At 37.0% G+C, this 16921-nt stretch carries 16 protein-coding genes; 5 read left to right on the forward strand and 11 right to left on the reverse strand.

The window, feature by feature from the left end; genetic code table 11:
- Positions 1–119: 119 nt before the first annotated feature.
- Entirely contained in the window at positions 120–431 is a 312-nt protein-coding gene (locus ACN0NP_RS03800; protein WP_061408660.1) for a hypothetical protein, read from the reverse strand.
- Between the two features lie 65 nt (positions 432–496).
- Positions 497–730, reverse strand: a complete 234-nt coding sequence (locus tag ACN0NP_RS03805) for a ComC/BlpC family leader-containing pheromone/bacteriocin (RefSeq protein ID WP_061408663.1) — start codon at positions 728–730, stop codon at positions 497–499.
- A 235-nt stretch (positions 731–965) separates the two neighbouring features.
- On the opposite strand from ACN0NP_RS03805, the gene ACN0NP_RS03810 reads away from it, so the two are divergent.
- Together ACN0NP_RS03810 and ACN0NP_RS03815 are read left to right on the forward strand one after the other, a co-directional pair.
- Positions 966–3113: a peptide cleavage/export ABC transporter gene (locus ACN0NP_RS03810; RefSeq protein WP_423217588.1), complete on the forward strand. Its 2148-nt coding sequence runs from the start codon at positions 966–968 to the stop codon at positions 3111–3113.
- 9 nt (positions 3114–3122) lie between these two features.
- Positions 3123–4502 (forward strand): bacteriocin secretion accessory protein, encoded by a 1380-nt coding sequence (locus tag ACN0NP_RS03815; protein ID WP_423217589.1) that lies wholly within the window; start codon positions 3123–3125, stop codon positions 4500–4502.
- A gap of 474 nt (positions 4503–4976) precedes the next feature.
- On the opposite strand, the gene ACN0NP_RS03820 is transcribed toward ACN0NP_RS03815, so the two are convergent.
- From ACN0NP_RS03820 to ACN0NP_RS03850, 7 genes are all read right to left on the reverse strand, one after another.
- Positions 4977–5651 (reverse strand): lysostaphin resistance A-like protein, encoded by a 675-nt coding sequence (locus ACN0NP_RS03820; protein WP_423217590.1) that lies wholly within the window; start codon positions 5649–5651, stop codon positions 4977–4979.
- Positions 5652–5683: 32 nt separating this feature from the next.
- Positions 5684–6376, reverse strand: coding sequence for a CPBP family intramembrane glutamic endopeptidase (locus ACN0NP_RS03825; RefSeq protein WP_423217591.1), 693 nt, complete (start codon positions 6374–6376; stop codon positions 5684–5686).
- Positions 6370–6552, reverse strand: coding sequence for a bacteriocin (locus tag ACN0NP_RS03830; RefSeq protein WP_423217592.1), 183 nt, complete (start codon positions 6550–6552; stop codon positions 6370–6372). The genes ACN0NP_RS03825 and ACN0NP_RS03830 overlap by 7 nt, the downstream gene beginning before the upstream one ends.
- Positions 6553–6911: 359 nt before the next feature.
- Positions 6912–7784: a 16S rRNA (adenine(1518)-N(6)/adenine(1519)-N(6))-dimethyltransferase RsmA gene (gene rsmA / locus ACN0NP_RS03835; RefSeq protein ID WP_021143191.1), complete on the reverse strand. Its 873-nt coding sequence runs from the start codon at positions 7782–7784 to the stop codon at positions 6912–6914.
- 88 nt (positions 7785–7872) lie between these two features.
- Positions 7873–8397, reverse strand: a complete 525-nt coding sequence (locus tag ACN0NP_RS03840; protein ID WP_423217593.1) for a DUF1697 domain-containing protein — start codon at positions 8395–8397, stop codon at positions 7873–7875.
- Complete coding sequence (gene rnmV, locus ACN0NP_RS03845; RefSeq protein ID WP_205396819.1) at positions 8394–8963, reverse strand: ribonuclease M5; 570 nt, start codon at positions 8961–8963, stop codon at positions 8394–8396. Before rnmV ends, ACN0NP_RS03840 begins: the two co-directional genes overlap by 4 nt.
- Positions 8956–9726 (reverse strand): TatD family hydrolase, encoded by a 771-nt coding sequence (locus tag ACN0NP_RS03850; RefSeq protein ID WP_423217594.1) that lies wholly within the window; start codon positions 9724–9726, stop codon positions 8956–8958. Before ACN0NP_RS03850 ends, rnmV begins: the two co-directional genes overlap by 8 nt.
- A gap of 176 nt (positions 9727–9902) precedes the next feature.
- Between ACN0NP_RS03850 and ACN0NP_RS03855 the strand changes: the two genes are divergently transcribed.
- Positions 9903–11456: an ATP-binding cassette domain-containing protein gene (locus ACN0NP_RS03855; protein ID WP_234791868.1), complete on the forward strand. Its 1554-nt coding sequence runs from the start codon at positions 9903–9905 to the stop codon at positions 11454–11456.
- Positions 11457–11595: 139 nt separating this feature from the next.
- Positions 11596–12801 carry an L-lactate MFS transporter gene (locus tag ACN0NP_RS03860; protein WP_423217595.1) on the forward strand — a complete coding sequence of 402 codons (1206 nt, stop codon included), beginning with the start codon at positions 11596–11598 and terminating at the stop codon, positions 12799–12801.
- A 123-nt stretch (positions 12802–12924) separates the two neighbouring features.
- On the opposite strand, the gene ACN0NP_RS03865 is transcribed toward ACN0NP_RS03860, so the two are convergent.
- The gene (locus ACN0NP_RS03865) at positions 12925–14196 is read right to left on the reverse strand and encodes a 2-hydroxycarboxylate transporter family protein (RefSeq protein ID WP_423217596.1); all 1272 of its coding nucleotides are present in this window, start codon (positions 14194–14196) and stop codon (positions 12925–12927) included.
- A gap of 21 nt (positions 14197–14217) precedes the next feature.
- Positions 14218–15840, reverse strand: coding sequence for a malolactic enzyme (locus ACN0NP_RS03870; RefSeq protein ID WP_004233312.1), 1623 nt, complete (start codon positions 15838–15840; stop codon positions 14218–14220).
- Positions 15841–15998: 158 nt separating this feature from the next.
- Here ACN0NP_RS03870 and ACN0NP_RS03875 point away from each other — a divergent pair, with 158 nt between their 5' ends.
- Positions 15999–16880 (forward strand): LysR family transcriptional regulator, encoded by an 882-nt coding sequence (locus tag ACN0NP_RS03875; protein WP_134775657.1) that lies wholly within the window; start codon positions 15999–16001, stop codon positions 16878–16880.
- The last annotated feature ends 41 nt before the right edge of the window (positions 16881–16921 follow it).

Genomic DNA, 16921 nt, shown 5'->3' on the forward strand with positions numbered 1-16921 from the left:
CAACCAGTATTTTATGCTTTCCAATTTAATAAAATACATTAGCACCATTTAATCAAATAATTAAAGCAGCTCTAATTAATAGTGCTGCTTTAACCTATAGTTTTAGATATAAATGATAATTATAGAGAATCTTCCTCAATAATTTGATAATGTTTATAAAATTGCTTTTTTGATACAACACGATGGTTAGTAATATCTAAAAAATCCCCGATATATCCCACAGGGTAAGAGGCGTAACCAGGGTAACTAAACAAACTGATTTTTAAATTAAACTTCATAGACGGATTTATTCCACTCATAGAAATTACTAATTTATCATCATTCCATCTCAAATAGTTTTGTTTAAAAGCTTGCTGAACCCATACTGGTTGAACATTCGTCTTACTTATTTCCCATACGTCAGACAGTCGACCATTATATAATGCTTTCATAATTACATACCATATTTCTTTTTCTAAAAAATTCTAGATTCTCTTTAAAATAATATCATTCCTCATTAATTACAAGCATTAGGTGTTCCACCTGTTCCTCCAGGAGCACAATAATGTACAGGACCACGACGTGGATACTTTCCATTTAATTGAGCTACCACTTGATCAGGGTTAACAGGATGTGCAGCATTACCTATAGCACCCAATACATCTCCAATCCATTCCATACCCCCGCCTTCAACTGCAGCAAGCTGAATCTCTGTCATTACATCAAATTGTTCAAAAGTTTTTGTATTCATTTGAATACCTCCCAAAAATAATTTTGCCGTTGCAACTGACAATTCTTAGTTTAGCATAAAATTTTGCTTATAAACGTAAATGTCGTAAACGGTTGTTTTTTCATCGTAAACGGTAATTTTTCAAAAAATTTTTTACCATTCGCGACTGAATTTTAACCGTTTACGACATTTGTGTTCACGATAACTCATTTTGTGGCATAATATCTTTTGACTCTGTTTTAGAAGGAATGGTTTTATGTGGAGATATAAATACGTTAGTCAGATTGATATGAGAGATTGTGGAGTGGCTGCTCTTGCTTCGGTCGCTAAACACTATGGCTCGCACTTTTCGCTTGCTCACTTGAGAGAATTGGCTAAGACTAGTAAAGAAGGCACAACTGCTCTTGGAATCGTCGAAGCGGCAAAGAAAATTGGTTTTGAAACACGCGCCATTCAGGCAAATATGGAACTTTTTGAAATGCCAGATATTCCTTATCCCTGTATCGTCCATGTCAATAAGCAAGGCAAGTTACAACATTACTATGTCGTCTACAAAGCCAAAAAAGATTCTTTAATCATCGGTGACCCCGACCCAAGCGTCGGTGTGATAAAAATGGCTAAAGCTGATTTTGCCAAGGAATGGACTGGTGTTGCCATCTTTCTAGCGCCAGCTCCTACATATAAACCGCACAAAGATAAGAAAAATGGTTTGAGTAGTTTTTTGCCGATTATCTTCAAGCAAAAAGCCCTCTTAACATACATCGTTCTTGCTAGCTTACTAGTAACGATTATCAATATTGTTGGTTCTTACTACCTGCAAGGCATTTTAGATGAGTACATTCCAAACCAGCTGCAATCTACACTCAACATTGTTTCCATTGGTCTGGTTGTCACTTATATCATGCAACAAATCATGAACTTTTCACAACAATACTTACTGGTTGTTCTTAGTCAACGCTTGACTATCGATGTGATTTTATCTTATATCCGTCATATTTTTGAACTGCCCATGTCGTTTTTTGCGACAAGACGAACTGGGGAGGTTATTTCACGATTTACCGACGCCAATTCTATTATCGACGCGCTTGCTTCAACTATTCTTTCTATCTTTTTAGATGTCAGTATTTTAATTATCGTTGGAAGTGTTTTGATTCTGCAGAATGCTAAATTATTCTTTCTCACTCTAGTTGCTCTTCCAATCTATGCCATTATCATCTTTGCTTTTATGAAGCCGTTTGAGCGTATGAACCATGACGTCATGCAAGCAAATTCCATGGTCAGCTCTGCTATTATTGAAGATATCAACGGAATTGAAACCATCAAGTCACTCACTAGTGAAGAAACTCGCTATCGCAATATCGATAGTGAATTTGTTGGTTATTTGGACAAAAGTTTCACTCTTAGTAAATATGAAGCAATCCAAACGTCATTAAAACAGGGAGCACAGCTGATTTTAAACGTCGCTATTCTTTGGTACGGTTCACATCTAGTTATGACAGGGAAAATTTCTGTTGGGCAGTTGATTACCTACAACACTCTCTTATCTTACTTCACAAATCCGATGGAAAATATTATTAATTTACAGACTAAGTTGCAGTCAGCTAAAGTTGCCAATAATCGACTTAACGAAGTCTATCTCGTCTCTTCTGAATTTGACAATAAAGAAGCCTTTAACAACAAAGACTTTCTCAAAGGTGACCTTGTCTTTGATGATGTTTCTTATAAATACGGCTTTGGACGTGATACACTAAGCCATATTAATCTCTCTATTACAGAAGGTGAAAAAGTTAGCCTAGTCGGCGTTAGCGGCTCAGGTAAAACCACCCTTGCAAAAATGATGGTTAATTTTTACAGTCCAAACCAAGGAAACATCACCCTAGGTGGTTATGATTATAAAACCATTGATAAAAAAATCCTTCGACAACATATCAACTATTTGCCTCAGCAATCTTATGTCTTCTCAGGAAGCATTTTAGAAAATCTAACCTTGGGAGCTTCTGACAATATCACACAGGAAGATATTATCAAAGCTTGTGAAATTGCAGAAATTCGATCAGACATCGAAGCGATGCCGATGGCTTATCACACTGAACTTTCAGACGGAGCTGGTTTATCAGGTGGTCAGAAGCAACGTCTTGCTATTGCACGCGCTCTACTCACCAAAGCTCCTGTTTTGATTTTAGATGAAGCAACAAGTGGACTTGATGTGCTAACTGAAAAACGAGTTATCCACAATTTACTATCTCTGTCCGACAAAACTATTATCTTCGTAGCCCATCGTTTGAGCATCGCAGAACAATCAGACCGTGTATTGGTGCTTGATAAGGGGAAAATCGTTGAAGAAGGACATCACAAGCAACTTATGAAAAATCAAGGCTTTTATGCTCAGCTATTTCAACATTAAGGAGGAATCATGAATCCTAAATTATTTCAATCGGCTGAATTTTATCACAGACGTTATCATAATTTCGCAACACTTCTGGTTCTTCCAATGACAACTTTCTTGATTTTTTTAATATTGTTCTCTTTAATAGGAAGAAAAGAAATCACCGTGACCTCTGTTGGCAGTCTTCGTCCTACAAAAATCATCGACGTCGTACAGTCAACAAGTAACAACACCGTAATTGATAATCAACTTTTAGAAAATAAAGTGGTCAAAAAAGGAGATTTGCTCGTTAAATACTCCGACAAAATGGAAGACAATCAATTAAAAGCTATCCAGACTCAAATCGAGCGTGATGAGCGTAAACAAAATGATTTGAATACCTTGAAAGAAAGTCTTAACCAAGGAAAAAATCTTTTCACAGGTGAGGATGAATTTGGTTGCGCTGCAACTATTGATGGTTTTCTTAGCCAAAGTAAAACCATCACAGCCCAGGTTGCCCAAGCTAACGACTCTGTTGCCAAACAAGAAGCTGGTGTTAGCCGAGCAAATGCTGCAGTGAACAAACAAATCGGTGAACTTCAAACGCAAGCCAGCCAATATCAAGAAGTTAAAGATGCCATTCAGAGCAATCAGACAGGTATTTCTGGTGCCAATCCTTACACAACAACTCTCAATAGCTACTTAAGTCAAAGTCAAGCTCTTACTGGTAATGATGCCAGCAGCAAAGAAAATCTTAAAAATCAGTTTTTAGCAGACCTTCAAGGGCAAATTGATAACATTAATTCATCTATTTCAAGTTTACAGACTCAAGCAGCTTCAAACTTTTCAACAGGAAGTTATGATACTAGCGCCAGCAGCCAAATTGAGAGTCTTCGTCAGCAAGAATTAACCCAAACTGAAACACAATTAGCTCAGGTAACACAAGAAAAAGAAAGCCTACAATCTCAACTTGACCAAACAAGCCTTTCAAAATCTGATACTATCTTAAAAGCTAAGGAAGATGGAATTTTACATGTTTCTAGTGAATTTGAAGGGAAGACTCTTCTTCCACAAGGAAGTCAAATTGCAGAAATCTACCCTGATATTAGTAAAACTCAACAAATTGCTATTCGATATTACGTTGACTCCACTCATGTAAGCCAACTCAAAAAAGGACAGACTGTGCGTCTGACTCTTGAAAAGATTAGCAACCAGACCATTAATATCGAAGGAAAAATCAATAAAATCGCAAACTCTGCTACCCAGACTAAAGACGGGAATTTCTTTGAAATCACTGCAAGAGCAGACGTCGATAAAAAAGATAGTACTCATTTAAAATATGGTTTACAAGGCAAGACCATCAGTGTTATCGGCAAAAAAACATTCTTTAACTACTACAAAGATAAACTCTTAAAAGATTTTCAATAAGAAAAGCCAGCTAAATTAGCTGGTTTTTTATAAAATATTCTTAGTTATTTTCCTTTAAATTTAGTAAACTTCAAAATTAGCAGAATAACATATCTTGCCCCATATAGCTGTAACTACAATAATAGATAGAATCCAACCGTATTTTTCCAAAAATATTTTCACTGTTACAACCGAAGCGTACGCATCAATAAAAAAAGTAAGCTTTATAGCCTACTTTCTCTTTGTATCATCTTATAGATGATGAATTTTCAAAGATAGGTTTCTCCCATGTATCGCAAGTAGCTAAGATTTCCCTTTCATTGCAACGACTTTCTTAGCAACACTGCGATTAAAGTCCTTTTGTCATTAAATCTCCTGGAAATGACGTGTCATGTGACTGACATATTTTATTGTATCAGAAATTTTGCCAAATAAACGTAAATGTCGTAAACGGTCGTTTTTTCGTCGTAAACGGTAATTTTTTCATGATTTTTACTACCTTTCAAAGAAAATAAATGTAATCAGATGCCAGCTAAGATAAATATTCCACGCCATGTGAACAAGAATTGATGGATAGATTGACCGTGTTTTTCTAAAAAGAATCGCTAAAATTAAACCAAGAAAAGCATAGTTTTTAAATACCTCTAAACTCAAACCATAAGAAGATAGATGAGCTACTGAGAACATTACAGCAGATAGTAAGCAATCTAAGTAAAACTTTGATTTCTCAAAAAAGCTAGTCATCAAAACACCACGATAAACTAACTCTTCTAGGATTGGTCCGATAATAAAGGGTTGTAATGCGACCAAAAACGCCAATGGGGAATCACGGAAAAATAATAAATCATTTTTTATATCTCCACCAACAAATAAAAGATTACTGAAGTAAGCGTATATCACCCCAAAAGCAAGCAAAGTTACTAAATAATCTAAAGGTTTTAGTGGTCTTATTTGAAATATTTCTGGTCTTCTTCGTCTTAGGTATATCACCAGTACAATAATAAATAGGATGGTAAAAATATTAAGAAGAGGGTAATGATATTCCGTTAATGGTAAATCAAATCGCTCTAAAATAGTAAACATTACAAACTTTAATCCAAATAGATGATAATAGATAAAAAATATTGCCAACAGTTTTGGAGCAAATAAGTTCTTTACTTTTTCTATCATAAATACTCCTTTTTAGAAATCAAATTTTATATTTAATTTAGTAAAACCAAAATAATTCTTGGAAGATAATTTACCAAAGCATGCAGTAATATTGGATAATAAATTGATTTTGTCCACCTAAAAGTCACACCTAAAGAAAGTCTCGCAGGAATATATTGAACAAAATCTAACCACGACCACGCTGACCAGATAACATGGATAGACGCAAAACAAACAGTAGATACTAAAATATCTAGGTAGTAACGTGAATTATTAAAATAAGTTGTCATCAAAATACCGCGATAAAATAGTTCTTCATTTATAAGAGTAATCACGCCTCCCCACAAAAGCTTCACAAGTAGACTACTCTCTGATGCACCTAACCTGCTATTATTCAGTAATTGCTGGTTCATTGGCAATGGCAAATAATAAGCAAGAACAACAGAAAGAACAATGTTTTCCAAAGACAATAAAATAATTATCCCAATATAATGACGCTTGAAACTTAGTTTAAAAAAACTTTTCCCTTCTCGTTTATTCAGATATACAACCATTAACAAAAACACAAAAGTGAAATAAGCACATAAAAAAATGATTTTTTGAAAATCGTTGGTAGCATATGTGATAAATACTTTTTTTAATAATCTAGGAAAAAAGTAAAAAAAGATGACATAAAAAATAAGAGGAAAAGCCAGGAAAAAAACTCGTTTTCCTCTATCATCATCTAAAAAAAGATGATTCAACAAACAATCATTCCTCCATTAACGCCACTTGTGATTGAACACCAATCAACTTTCGTCCACCAAGGTTGATCAGGTTTTAATTTACCGCCTCCTCCAGCAAACACCTGATTTCCACCTTCAACACGCACAAGGGCTTCAGTTGTCATTGTGTCAAATTGTTGAAACGCTTTTGTATTCATGTAAATATCTCCCAAGTTATTTTTGTCATCGCGATTGACAAGATTCATTTTATCAGAATTTTCGCAAAATAACCGCCAATGTCGTAAACGGTCGTTTTTTCGTCGTAAACGGTAAGTTTTTTGAATTTTTTACCATTCGCGACTGAATTTTGACCGTTTATGACTTTCGCGTTTATAAACAAGATTTTATGGCATAATAGAAATGTTAATTATTAACAAGGGAGTTTAGGAGAAAATGTATTTCACATTGATTTATCACTTTATGACACTGCAACAATGGCACGATATTGCTTCAACGGTAATGAATTTCATTAATCATATTTAAACTAAAAAACCAGCTCTATGAGCTGGTTTTTGATTTATAATCCGACTTCTTTTAAAGCGTCAGCTAATTTTGCAAAGTCTGCAATTGAAAGAGCTTCGCCTCGAATAGATGGCTTGATTTCTGCAATTTCAAGTGCTTTTTCAAGTTTGGCTTTTGTTTCCTCTGCTTTTCCGAAGTGACTTGTCAAATTGTTCCAAAGTGTTTTACGACGGTGAACAAAACTGATTTTCGCAACGCGGAAGAAGAAGTCTTCGTCTTTGACTTTAACAAGTGGTTCTTCACGGCGAGTCATTTTCAAAATAGCTGAGTCAACATTTGGTGCTGGCACAAATACCGTACGTGGCACGATGAAAGCAACTTTTGCTGTCATGTAGTATTGCACCGCAATTGAAAGTGAACCGTAAGCTTTGGTATTTGGTTCTGCTGAGATACGGTCCGCCACTTCTTTTTGCATCATCACGACAAATTCTGCAAATGGAATTTTTGATTCAATCAAGTGCATCAAGATTGGTGTTGTGATGTAGTAAGGAAGGTTTGCTACGACCTTGATTGGAAGGTCTGGGTTAGCAAATTCTTTGATACGGCTTTGAAGGTCTGATTTCAAGATATCTTCATTGATGACTTTGACATTGTCAAAATCGCGAAGCGTATCAGCCAAAATCGGAATCAAACGGTCGTCAATTTCAAACGCCATAACTTCAGCAGCATTTTCAGCCAAAAATTCTGTCAAAGCACCGATACCAGGACCAATTTCGATAACGTTGACATTCTTATCAATCTCAGCAGTATCCACAATTTTTTGTAGAATGTTAGTATCTGTCAAAAAGTTCTGTCCAAATGATTTTTTAAAGGTAAATCCATGACGCTCAAGGACAGCACGCGTCACACTATAATCAGCAATTCTCATAATTTATTTAACTACCTTATCCACAAGTTATCCCCAGAATAAGGTTTTGTCATTCCTTTCGTTTCTGTCAATGCAAGTTACTATTGTATCACATCTGGCTTAAACGTGAAACACTTCTGAGCTTTCGCATGGTAGCTGTGATGTGTAATTGTTTTTCTAAATAATTGGTATTCAGTCGTTTTTTCTTGGCTTCTCTTGGTAAATAGAGATAGAGGCATTCACTTCCTGCTCGCAAGATCTCATCACCAAAGTCAGTTTCTAACAGGTCAGCTAACTTATCCTGCGAAAACTGGTCATTTGTAAAAACAAGGTGAACACATGAAGCGTCATAGCTTTCATCAAAGGGATTTTCAATAATTGCCGTTGTAAGCTGCGGTTGCTCTTTAAGAACAACAGATAAATCAGCTCCGATTTTTTCCTTAATCGTATCATGAATCAAGGTGCAAATAGCATCATCAGCTAAATCCGTCTCAAAAACAATATTGCCACTTTGAATATAAGTCTTGACGTTTTCAAGCCCTGCTTCTGTCAAAATCTCAACAAGATAAGTCATTTTAGGAATCCGATTTTGACCAACTGGTGTGACACCTCGCAAGAGTGCGACTTTTTTCATCCTTCGTATGTCTCCATTGCTTCTTCGACTTCAGCCAGAGTGATGCCAAAGAGTTCTAAGCGTTTAAGGAGTTGTTTGCCGTTGCTGTAGCCAATACGGAGTTCTTCTCCGAGGTATTCACGGCGTTTGCGGCTATCGCCACCCATTAACAGCCCCATGCGCATCAAATCAGCTTTTGTGATGTCAAATTGGTTGTCATCATCAAAGTTCCCTAAAACACCTTTAAGAGCCTTTTGTAAATCTTCAAAGCTGGCATGTTCGACACCAAGTGAACGGCCTTTACTTTTTGATTTTGGAACGGCTTCACCACGATTTAAAAAGGCATGTTTGACGTTTGGAATAGCATTCATGATGATTTTACGAATGCGTTCGCCATTGTAATCAGGGTCAGTAAAGACGATAACACCACGAAGATTATTTAATTTTTCGATGCGTTCAAGGTCGTCATCGTTGATAGCTGAACCGCGTGTTTCGTAAGTGTCCACGTCGTAAAAGCGACGTAAATTTGCAGTATCGTCTTTCCCTTCAACGACTAAGACTTCTTGGATTTTAATTTTTTCAGTCACAGTTAAATAACCTCTTTGCATTGTCTGATGTTGCTTTTGCCACTTCTTCGCTTGTTAATCCACGAAGTTCAGCAATTTTATCTACAACATAGCGAGTATAAGCGGTGCGGTTTTCACGACCACGTTTTGGAACTGGGGCAAGATAAGGCGCATCCGTTTCAACTAGAATCTTATCAAGCGGTAATTTTTGCGCAGCTTCTTGAACATCAAGAGCTTTTTTAAAGGTCACAACACCTGAAAATGAAATCATCATGCCAAGCTCGATAAAACGCTCTGCCATTTCCAAAGAGCCTGAAAATGAATGGATAATACCACCGCGTGCCCCTACACCGACTTCTTTAATCACTTTGTAAGTATCTTCCATAGCGTCGCGTGTGTGGACAATAAATGGTAAATTATGCTCTTTTGATAGTTGAATTTGACGTTTAAAGACCTCAATTTGAACTTCTTTTGGATCTTCCATCCAATAATAGTCTAATCCAATCTCACCAAGACCAATCACCTTTGGATGTGATAAGTTGGCAACAATCATATCTTCAACATCTTGATTATAAGAGCCAGCTTCAGTTGGGTGCCAACCGATTGTAGCATAAATTTCTGGGTATTCTTCTGCTAATTCAATAGCTCGTTTAATGGTTGGTGCATCAAAGCCGACGACATTGTGTCGAGTAACGCCCATTTCTTTAGCGAGGGCTAATTCTTCTGCTTCACGACCAGCAAAATCATCAGCGTTAAGATGCGTGTGTGTATCGAAAATTTCCATGCTTTTATTATAACACACACCACAAAAGACACCAAAGCAAGTGCCAGGAAAATCAGGGAAAGTTAGATATAATATTCAACAAAAATATTCTTATGCAATCGTTTGCTTTGTGACGATAATTCTTTATAATAAAGGTATATTCAACAAAAGAGGAAATCTTGGTTATGCTATCTTACTTGTGGAAATTAAAAAAAGAAAATCTCATTTTACTTATTGTTATTGTGTTTTGGGTTGCAACTAATGTTATGAGTTCACTGTCTTTAACATGGATGCTTGATGCCTTAATAAAAAGCAATTGGAACCAATTTATTTTTTGGTCTTGCATTGATGTTCTTTGTTGGGCTGGCTACAGCCTCCTACAAATTTGGAAAGATAGTCTGAAAGAAAAACTCTGCCAAAAAGAAGTGAATTTCATACGAGATGATTTACTAAATTCCTTAATTGTTAACACTTATTCTGGCAATAACCATCACACCAAATCTGAATACAACTCATGGTTGATTAATGATATGAATCTTTTAAAAGATAATGGATTCAAACAATTTTATGATGCTATTGAAAGTATTGTAACAGTCGCTTTAAATGCTTTTGCCATTATCTATTTCCACTGGTTATTACTCATCGTCAGTATTATAATGACAACCTTCGTTTATTTTATTCCTAAAGTTTTTGAGGGAAAAATCGCTCTAAGAACCGAAGAAGTATCCAATACCTCTAATCAAGCATTAAATAGAACAAGTGACTACCTAGAGGGCTTTGAAATCTTCTATCACAATAATCAAACCGACTTTTTTAAAAATCGTATTTTAACTGATTTTAGTAAACTTATCAAATCTAAAGTCACGCTAACTAGAGAATCAAGTAGCGCTAATTCCCTTTCCATGATGTCAAGTATTATCGCACAAGTTATAATCTTCATTGCAACAGGTTATTTAGTTATCAAGGGTGAAATCACTACGGGGGTTATCTTTTCAATTGCTAATCTAACTAGCTGCCTATTTAATTACACTAGAGGAGCTGCATACAATATCGTCACATATAAAGCAACTACTAAACTAATTGATAAATACCCTAAAACAATTTCAACCAAAAGAACTATTAGTCTAACAGATTTTAACCAAAACATCACTTGTCATCGGTTAAGTCTCCGTTTCGATAATGGAAAACAAATTACCTTTCCCGACTTTACAATTTCAAAAGGCGAAAAAGTTGCCCTTATTGGCAGCTCAGGTGCAGGGAAGTCAACACTCATTCGTATTTTAACTGGAGAATTAACAGATTATGACGGTGACATTTATTTAGATAGCCATAACTATCAAGAAATATCACTAGAAAGTTTACAAAATATTTTTGCTTTAATTCCGCAGAAAGCTCATCTTTTTAAAGATACATTACGTACTAACCTCACGCTTGGTCGTTCTGTGGATAAGAATTTTTTTAAAGAGGTTTTAACTTTTGCACATGTGGATAAGTTTATCGGCAAAGGCTTAGATACTACTTTCCAAGATGATTTATCTGGAGGTCAAGCTGCCAGAATTGCTATTGCTAGAGAATTACTCGGTAATAAGCCAATTGTCATTATGGACGAAGCGGTATCTAATCTTGATAAGCTAACTGCTATTGATATTGAAAGAAAGCTACTACAAACAAACGAACTCACTGTCATCATGATTACTCACCACTTATACGATGAAAATAGAGCTTTATTTGACCAAATTATAAAACTCTGAACGTTCTTAATTACCTCCTTTTTATCATTCGCTTTTGTGCAACGAAAATACTGTTTTACTTATAATCAAAAATAATATACAATAATATCCTAACATTATTTAAAATATTGTGTCTTAACATTCGCAAAAAGGAGAAGTAATGTCTACCAACAATCGTTATGTCATCGCAAGTTGTGGTGTTATCTTGCATTTAATGCTAGGCTCTACCTACGCTTGGAGTGTTTATCGTAATCCTATTATTGCTGAGACTGGCTGGAATCAATCAGCGATTGCCTTTGCTTTTTCGCTTGCCATTTTCTGTTTGGGCATGTCGGCTGCATTTATGGGGCAAGTTGTGGAAAAATTTGGACCTCGTGTTACTGGTACCATTTCTGCTATCTTATATGCTTCTGGAAACATCCTGACAGGCTTTGCTATTGCCCAGCATAGTATCTTTCTGCTTTATCTTGGTTATGGTGTCCTTGGCGGTATCGGGCTGGGTACGGGCTATGTCACACCCGTATCAATGATTATCAAGTGGTTTCCTGATAAACGAGGGCTGGCAACTGGGCTAGCTATCATGGGATTTGGCTTTGCCTCTCTTTTAACCAGTCCAATTGCGCATTTTTTAATCACCAAATATGATGTTATCAACACCTTTTACCTGTTAGGGGGAGCTTATTTTCTGGTCATGCTTATCGTCTCACAGTTTCTCAAATTTCCATCCTACAGTGAACAGGATACTGACGACAGTCATAAGCAATTAAGTCAAGGTATTGGAGCTAAAAAAGCCTTAAAAACGGTTGAATTTTACCTGCTCTGGCTAATTCTCTTCATCAACATTTCTTGTGGGCTTGCCTTAATCTCTGTTGTCTCACCTATGGCACAAGATGTAGCTGGCATGACTGCCAACCAAGCTGCCATTATCGTTGGGCTTATGGGAATTTTCAATGGCTTTGGAAGATTGCTCTGGGCTAGCTTGTCAGACTATATCGGTCGTCCGATGACCTTCCTTATTTTATTTGTTGTTAATATACTCATGACTGTATCGCTCATGTTCCTTCACGCGCCAGCATTGTTCACCATTGCCATGGCTGTGCTCATGACTTGTTACGGAGCTGGCTTCTCACTCATTCCACCATATCTTAGCGATATTTTCGGTGCTAAAGAGCTAGCAACCATGCACGGCTATATTTTAACAGCTTGGGGAATGGCTGCGCTAGCAGGTCCAATGCTGCTTGCTGTTACATACTCAGCAACCAAATCATACACAAGTACTCTTATTGTCTTTATCCTACTCTATCTACTTGCACTAGCTATTACACTTTGGCTAAAATCACAAAAAGAAAATAAATATTTATCATAAAAATAACCCCCTAGCCTGTGGTGAGCAAGCTAGGGGGTTCTGTGTAATAATATTGTCTATTTTTTCAGAGTAAACACAAATTTTAAAGGGTATTCAATACATTTTAAGGAGTAAAGTGTTGAATTAATGTAAAAATTGGATTAGGATTCCTCCAAGGATGAGGACGATTGCACCGCCAAGTCGGTTTGCCATTTGGGCAAAGGCAATCATTTCCATGCGATCTGCCGCAGAAAGCACAGCAATGTTACCAGTACCACCCATTGAATTGTTAATCATACCAGCTCCGATAGCTGTCTCAACTGGATACATGCCAAGCACTTGACCTAAAATCCAGCTAGCAAGTCCCATTGATACCACTGATGTTAGGCTGATAAGGACAAATTGCCATGTCATGGCTTGTGCAAGTGATGACAAATCAATCATAGCAAGTCCGATACCTGCAAGAACGGCATGTGTCAAATTCACCATAACAACACGGTTAAACATGACAACTGCTTCTTCTAACTCTTTAGGCACGATATCAAGAGCTTTTAGAATAAAGACAATGATAATCATAAAGGCATAGCTATGCACTTTTGGTACAAGGACATTTAAAATGACACCAACAAGGAAAAGGGCAAAAGCAAGCATCATTCCGACACCAACCTTAGTTGGGTCAAGTGGTGCAGTTGATTTTTTCAAATCATCTTTATCCACAGGGATAAGCACACCGTGTCCGTTGAATTTTGTTTTAGCAAAGCCACGCGCAATCACGATAGCTCCAATAATGGCAAAAATGTTACCAAGTGTTGTAGCTGGGGCTAATTGTGACAAGACGTTTGAGGCATCTGTGTGAAGTCCTGCTGCGTAGATTTTTGATAAAGGAACAATCCCTGCTCCCATACCACCTGCCATTTGTGCAAAGGAGATATACATGACAGAGTGACCAAAGCCCTGACCAAGAAGGGCACCTACAGCACCTGTTGCAAAGAATCCGACAACCATAGATAAAAGAGCAACAGGAATGAATTTAGCAGAAGCTTTCACCAAAAGTTTGCGGTTCATTCCCAAAATAGAACCACAGATTAAAGCAGCAATGTAAAAATCTAAGAATCCCCAGTCACTCATAAAGCTTGATGTTGCTTCAACAACAGATTTTGGTACAAGACCTGTTGCAGCAAGCACTGCTGCTACGAGTAGGGTAAATACTGAGCCACCACCAAGGTAAGTATTCCAAAACGGCAATCTCTCACCAAGGAAATAAAAGAGGTGACCTAAAACAACTAACATAAAGGTAATTCCCACCATGTTCAGTGGCAATTTTCCCATAGCAATAACAACAGCTAAAATGATAACCAGAGCCGTATAAAGCGGTAGAGAAAGACCTGCAATTTTAATATCTTTTAATTTTTTCATACGAATGGTTATCCTCCTAAATTAATATTTTGGATACCATTTAAGGTCGCGAACAGCTTTAGCCATATCTTTTTCTTCAGCTTGAGCCAAACCTTGTTCTTGAGCTTTTTTAGCAACTGCTTCTGCAACTTTGATAGAAACTTCAGCAACGTATTGGAATGGTGGAAGAACAGGTGCACCTGGTTGACCTGGATCTACAAGACCGCTAAGTGAGTGAGCAGCCGCACCAATCATTTCATCTGTAAGAAGTGAAGCTTCAGATGCCAACATACCAAGACCAAGACCTGGGTAGATCAAAGCGTTATTTGCTTGACCAATTTGGTAATCAACACCTTTGTAGCTTACTGTACCTGAAGGTACACCAGTCGCAACAAATGCTTTACCGTCTGACCATTCAATAACTTGCTCTGCTGTAGCTTCTAATTTCTTAGTTGGGTTAGAGATTGGGAAGATAACTGGGCGTTCAGTGTTTTCACACATTGCTTCAACCACTTCTTTAGTGAAGGCACCAGCATCAGTTGATGTACCAACCAAGATTGTTGGTTTAACTGTTTTAATAACGTTAAGAAGGCTAGTCATGTCACCGCAGTCAGCGAAGTCTTCACGTTTTTTAGCAAATGGTTTTTGAGCAGGTGTCAAATCTTCCATGTCATCGAAAAGAAGACCTTGTTTGTCAATCATGAAGAAGTGTTTGTAAGCTTCTTCTGGAGTCAAACCTTCTGAAACCATTTCAGCGTGAACGCGGTCAGCAATACCAGCACCAGCAGAACCACCACCGTAGCATAGGTAAACTTGGTCAGTTAGTTTTTCACCAGTGATGTCCATAGCACCGAAGATACCACCAAGAACAACGATACCAGTACCTTGGATGTCATCGTTAAATGTTGGAATTTCTTTTTTGTATTTGTTAAGAATGTTAGCAGCATTTGAACGACCGAAATCTTCCCAGTGAAGGTACAATTTAGGGAACATGTTTTCTGCTGTTTGAACAAATTTGTCGATAAATTCGTAGTATTGGTCACCAGTGACACGTTCGTGGCGGTTACCAAGATACATTGGATTTTCCAAAAGTTCTTTACGGTTTGTACCAGCATCAATAACAAGTGGCATAACTGAAGCAGGGTCGATACCAGCTGCAGCTGTGTAGATCATCAATTTACCAACAGAGATATCCACACCTTGGACACCCCAGTCACCAATACCAAGGATACCTTCAGCATCTGTTACAACGATCAAACGGATGTCACGGTCACCAGCAGCATTGCGCAAAGTTTCTTCAATGTTTTCTGGGTGGTTAATATCAAGGTATGCAGCGTATTGTGGGTCAACGTACAATTCACTGTATTCTTCGATTGTTTCAGCGATAACTGGATCGTACACAATTGGGTTAAATTCAACGATGTGTTGGTTGAATAGGTAGTAGAAAAGTGTACGGTTAGTGTTGAAGATTTCCATCAAGAAATGACGTTTTTCAAGATTTGATGGTTTACGCAAGAAGTGTTGGTAAGCTTGTTCAGCTTGTTCTTCGATTGTTTGAACGTAAGGTGGCAAAATACCTAGCAAGCCAAGTTCTTTACGTTCTTCCATAGTAAAGGCAGTCCCTTTATTTAAAAACGGGTTATTTAAAATTTCATGTCCACGCATGACTTTTCCTCCTAATAGGCTATTTAAATATGTAGAAAGATCTTATGCGGGTCATTATAAACTGTCAAACTTCTTATAGTCAAACGCGTTAGTTTTAATAAAAAATATTTATAAGTAGATTGAAAAAGATTATGGTAAAATAAGGCAAGGAGGTAAGCATGAATTTACGTGATTTAGAATATTTTTACCAGCTTGGAAAATTAAAATCTTATACTGGTGCTGCACAATATTTCAAAGTCAGTCAACCAACGATTTCTTACGCTATCAAGCGCTTGGAAAAAGAATTAGGTTGTGATTTAATCATCAAAGACCCATCACACCGCACGGCTGAATTAACCTTGCAAGGAGATATTTTTCAAAGTCACGTTGAAGATGTCTTACTGCAAATCAAAACAGCTGTTAATGAGGTGCACCAGTCACTCAATCCTATGATGACCGTTGGTTTTCCACCGATTATCTGCAATTACATTTTGACAGAATTGTTGCAGCAAAATGAAGATTTAGCACCATTTTCACAAGTTAAAGCCATTCGTGGTGGTTCAAATAGTCTCATGATGAAATTACTTGATGGGCAAATCGATTTTAGTTTGTTGGGCTCACTTGCGCCAATCAAAAACGATTTACTGGTTATCAAACAACTTTTCAAAAAAGAATTCTACGTGGTACTTTCTAAGAATCACCCACTAGCAGACCGAAAAGAGCTTGCATTTCAGGATATTCTCTCTGAAAACTTTATTCTACTCGATGAGCACAATATGCATTTGACAGCATTCAATCAGCTCAACCACCGCTACCACGACCAAGCAAACATCCTTTTTAAAATCGATGATGTCTCAGTCATCAAGCAAATGGTAGCAGAAAATATGGGAATTTCACTGCTATCTGACATCGCTCTTAGCAGTGATTCTGACCAACTGGTCAAGATTCCTCTTGCCAAAGAAGATAGCATTTCATTTTATGTCAGCTACGCTCACTCAAAATACGCTGGCTTATCAGAGGAAATCAAACAACTTATTACTTTAATCGAAAAAGTTTCATAAAAATAAACCTCAACCCAAAAGGGTTGAGGTTTTCGTTTCAT

This window comes from Streptococcus equinus (assembly GCF_049393805.1).
Classification (GTDB): Bacteria; Bacillota; Bacilli; order Lactobacillales; family Streptococcaceae; genus Streptococcus; species Streptococcus equinus.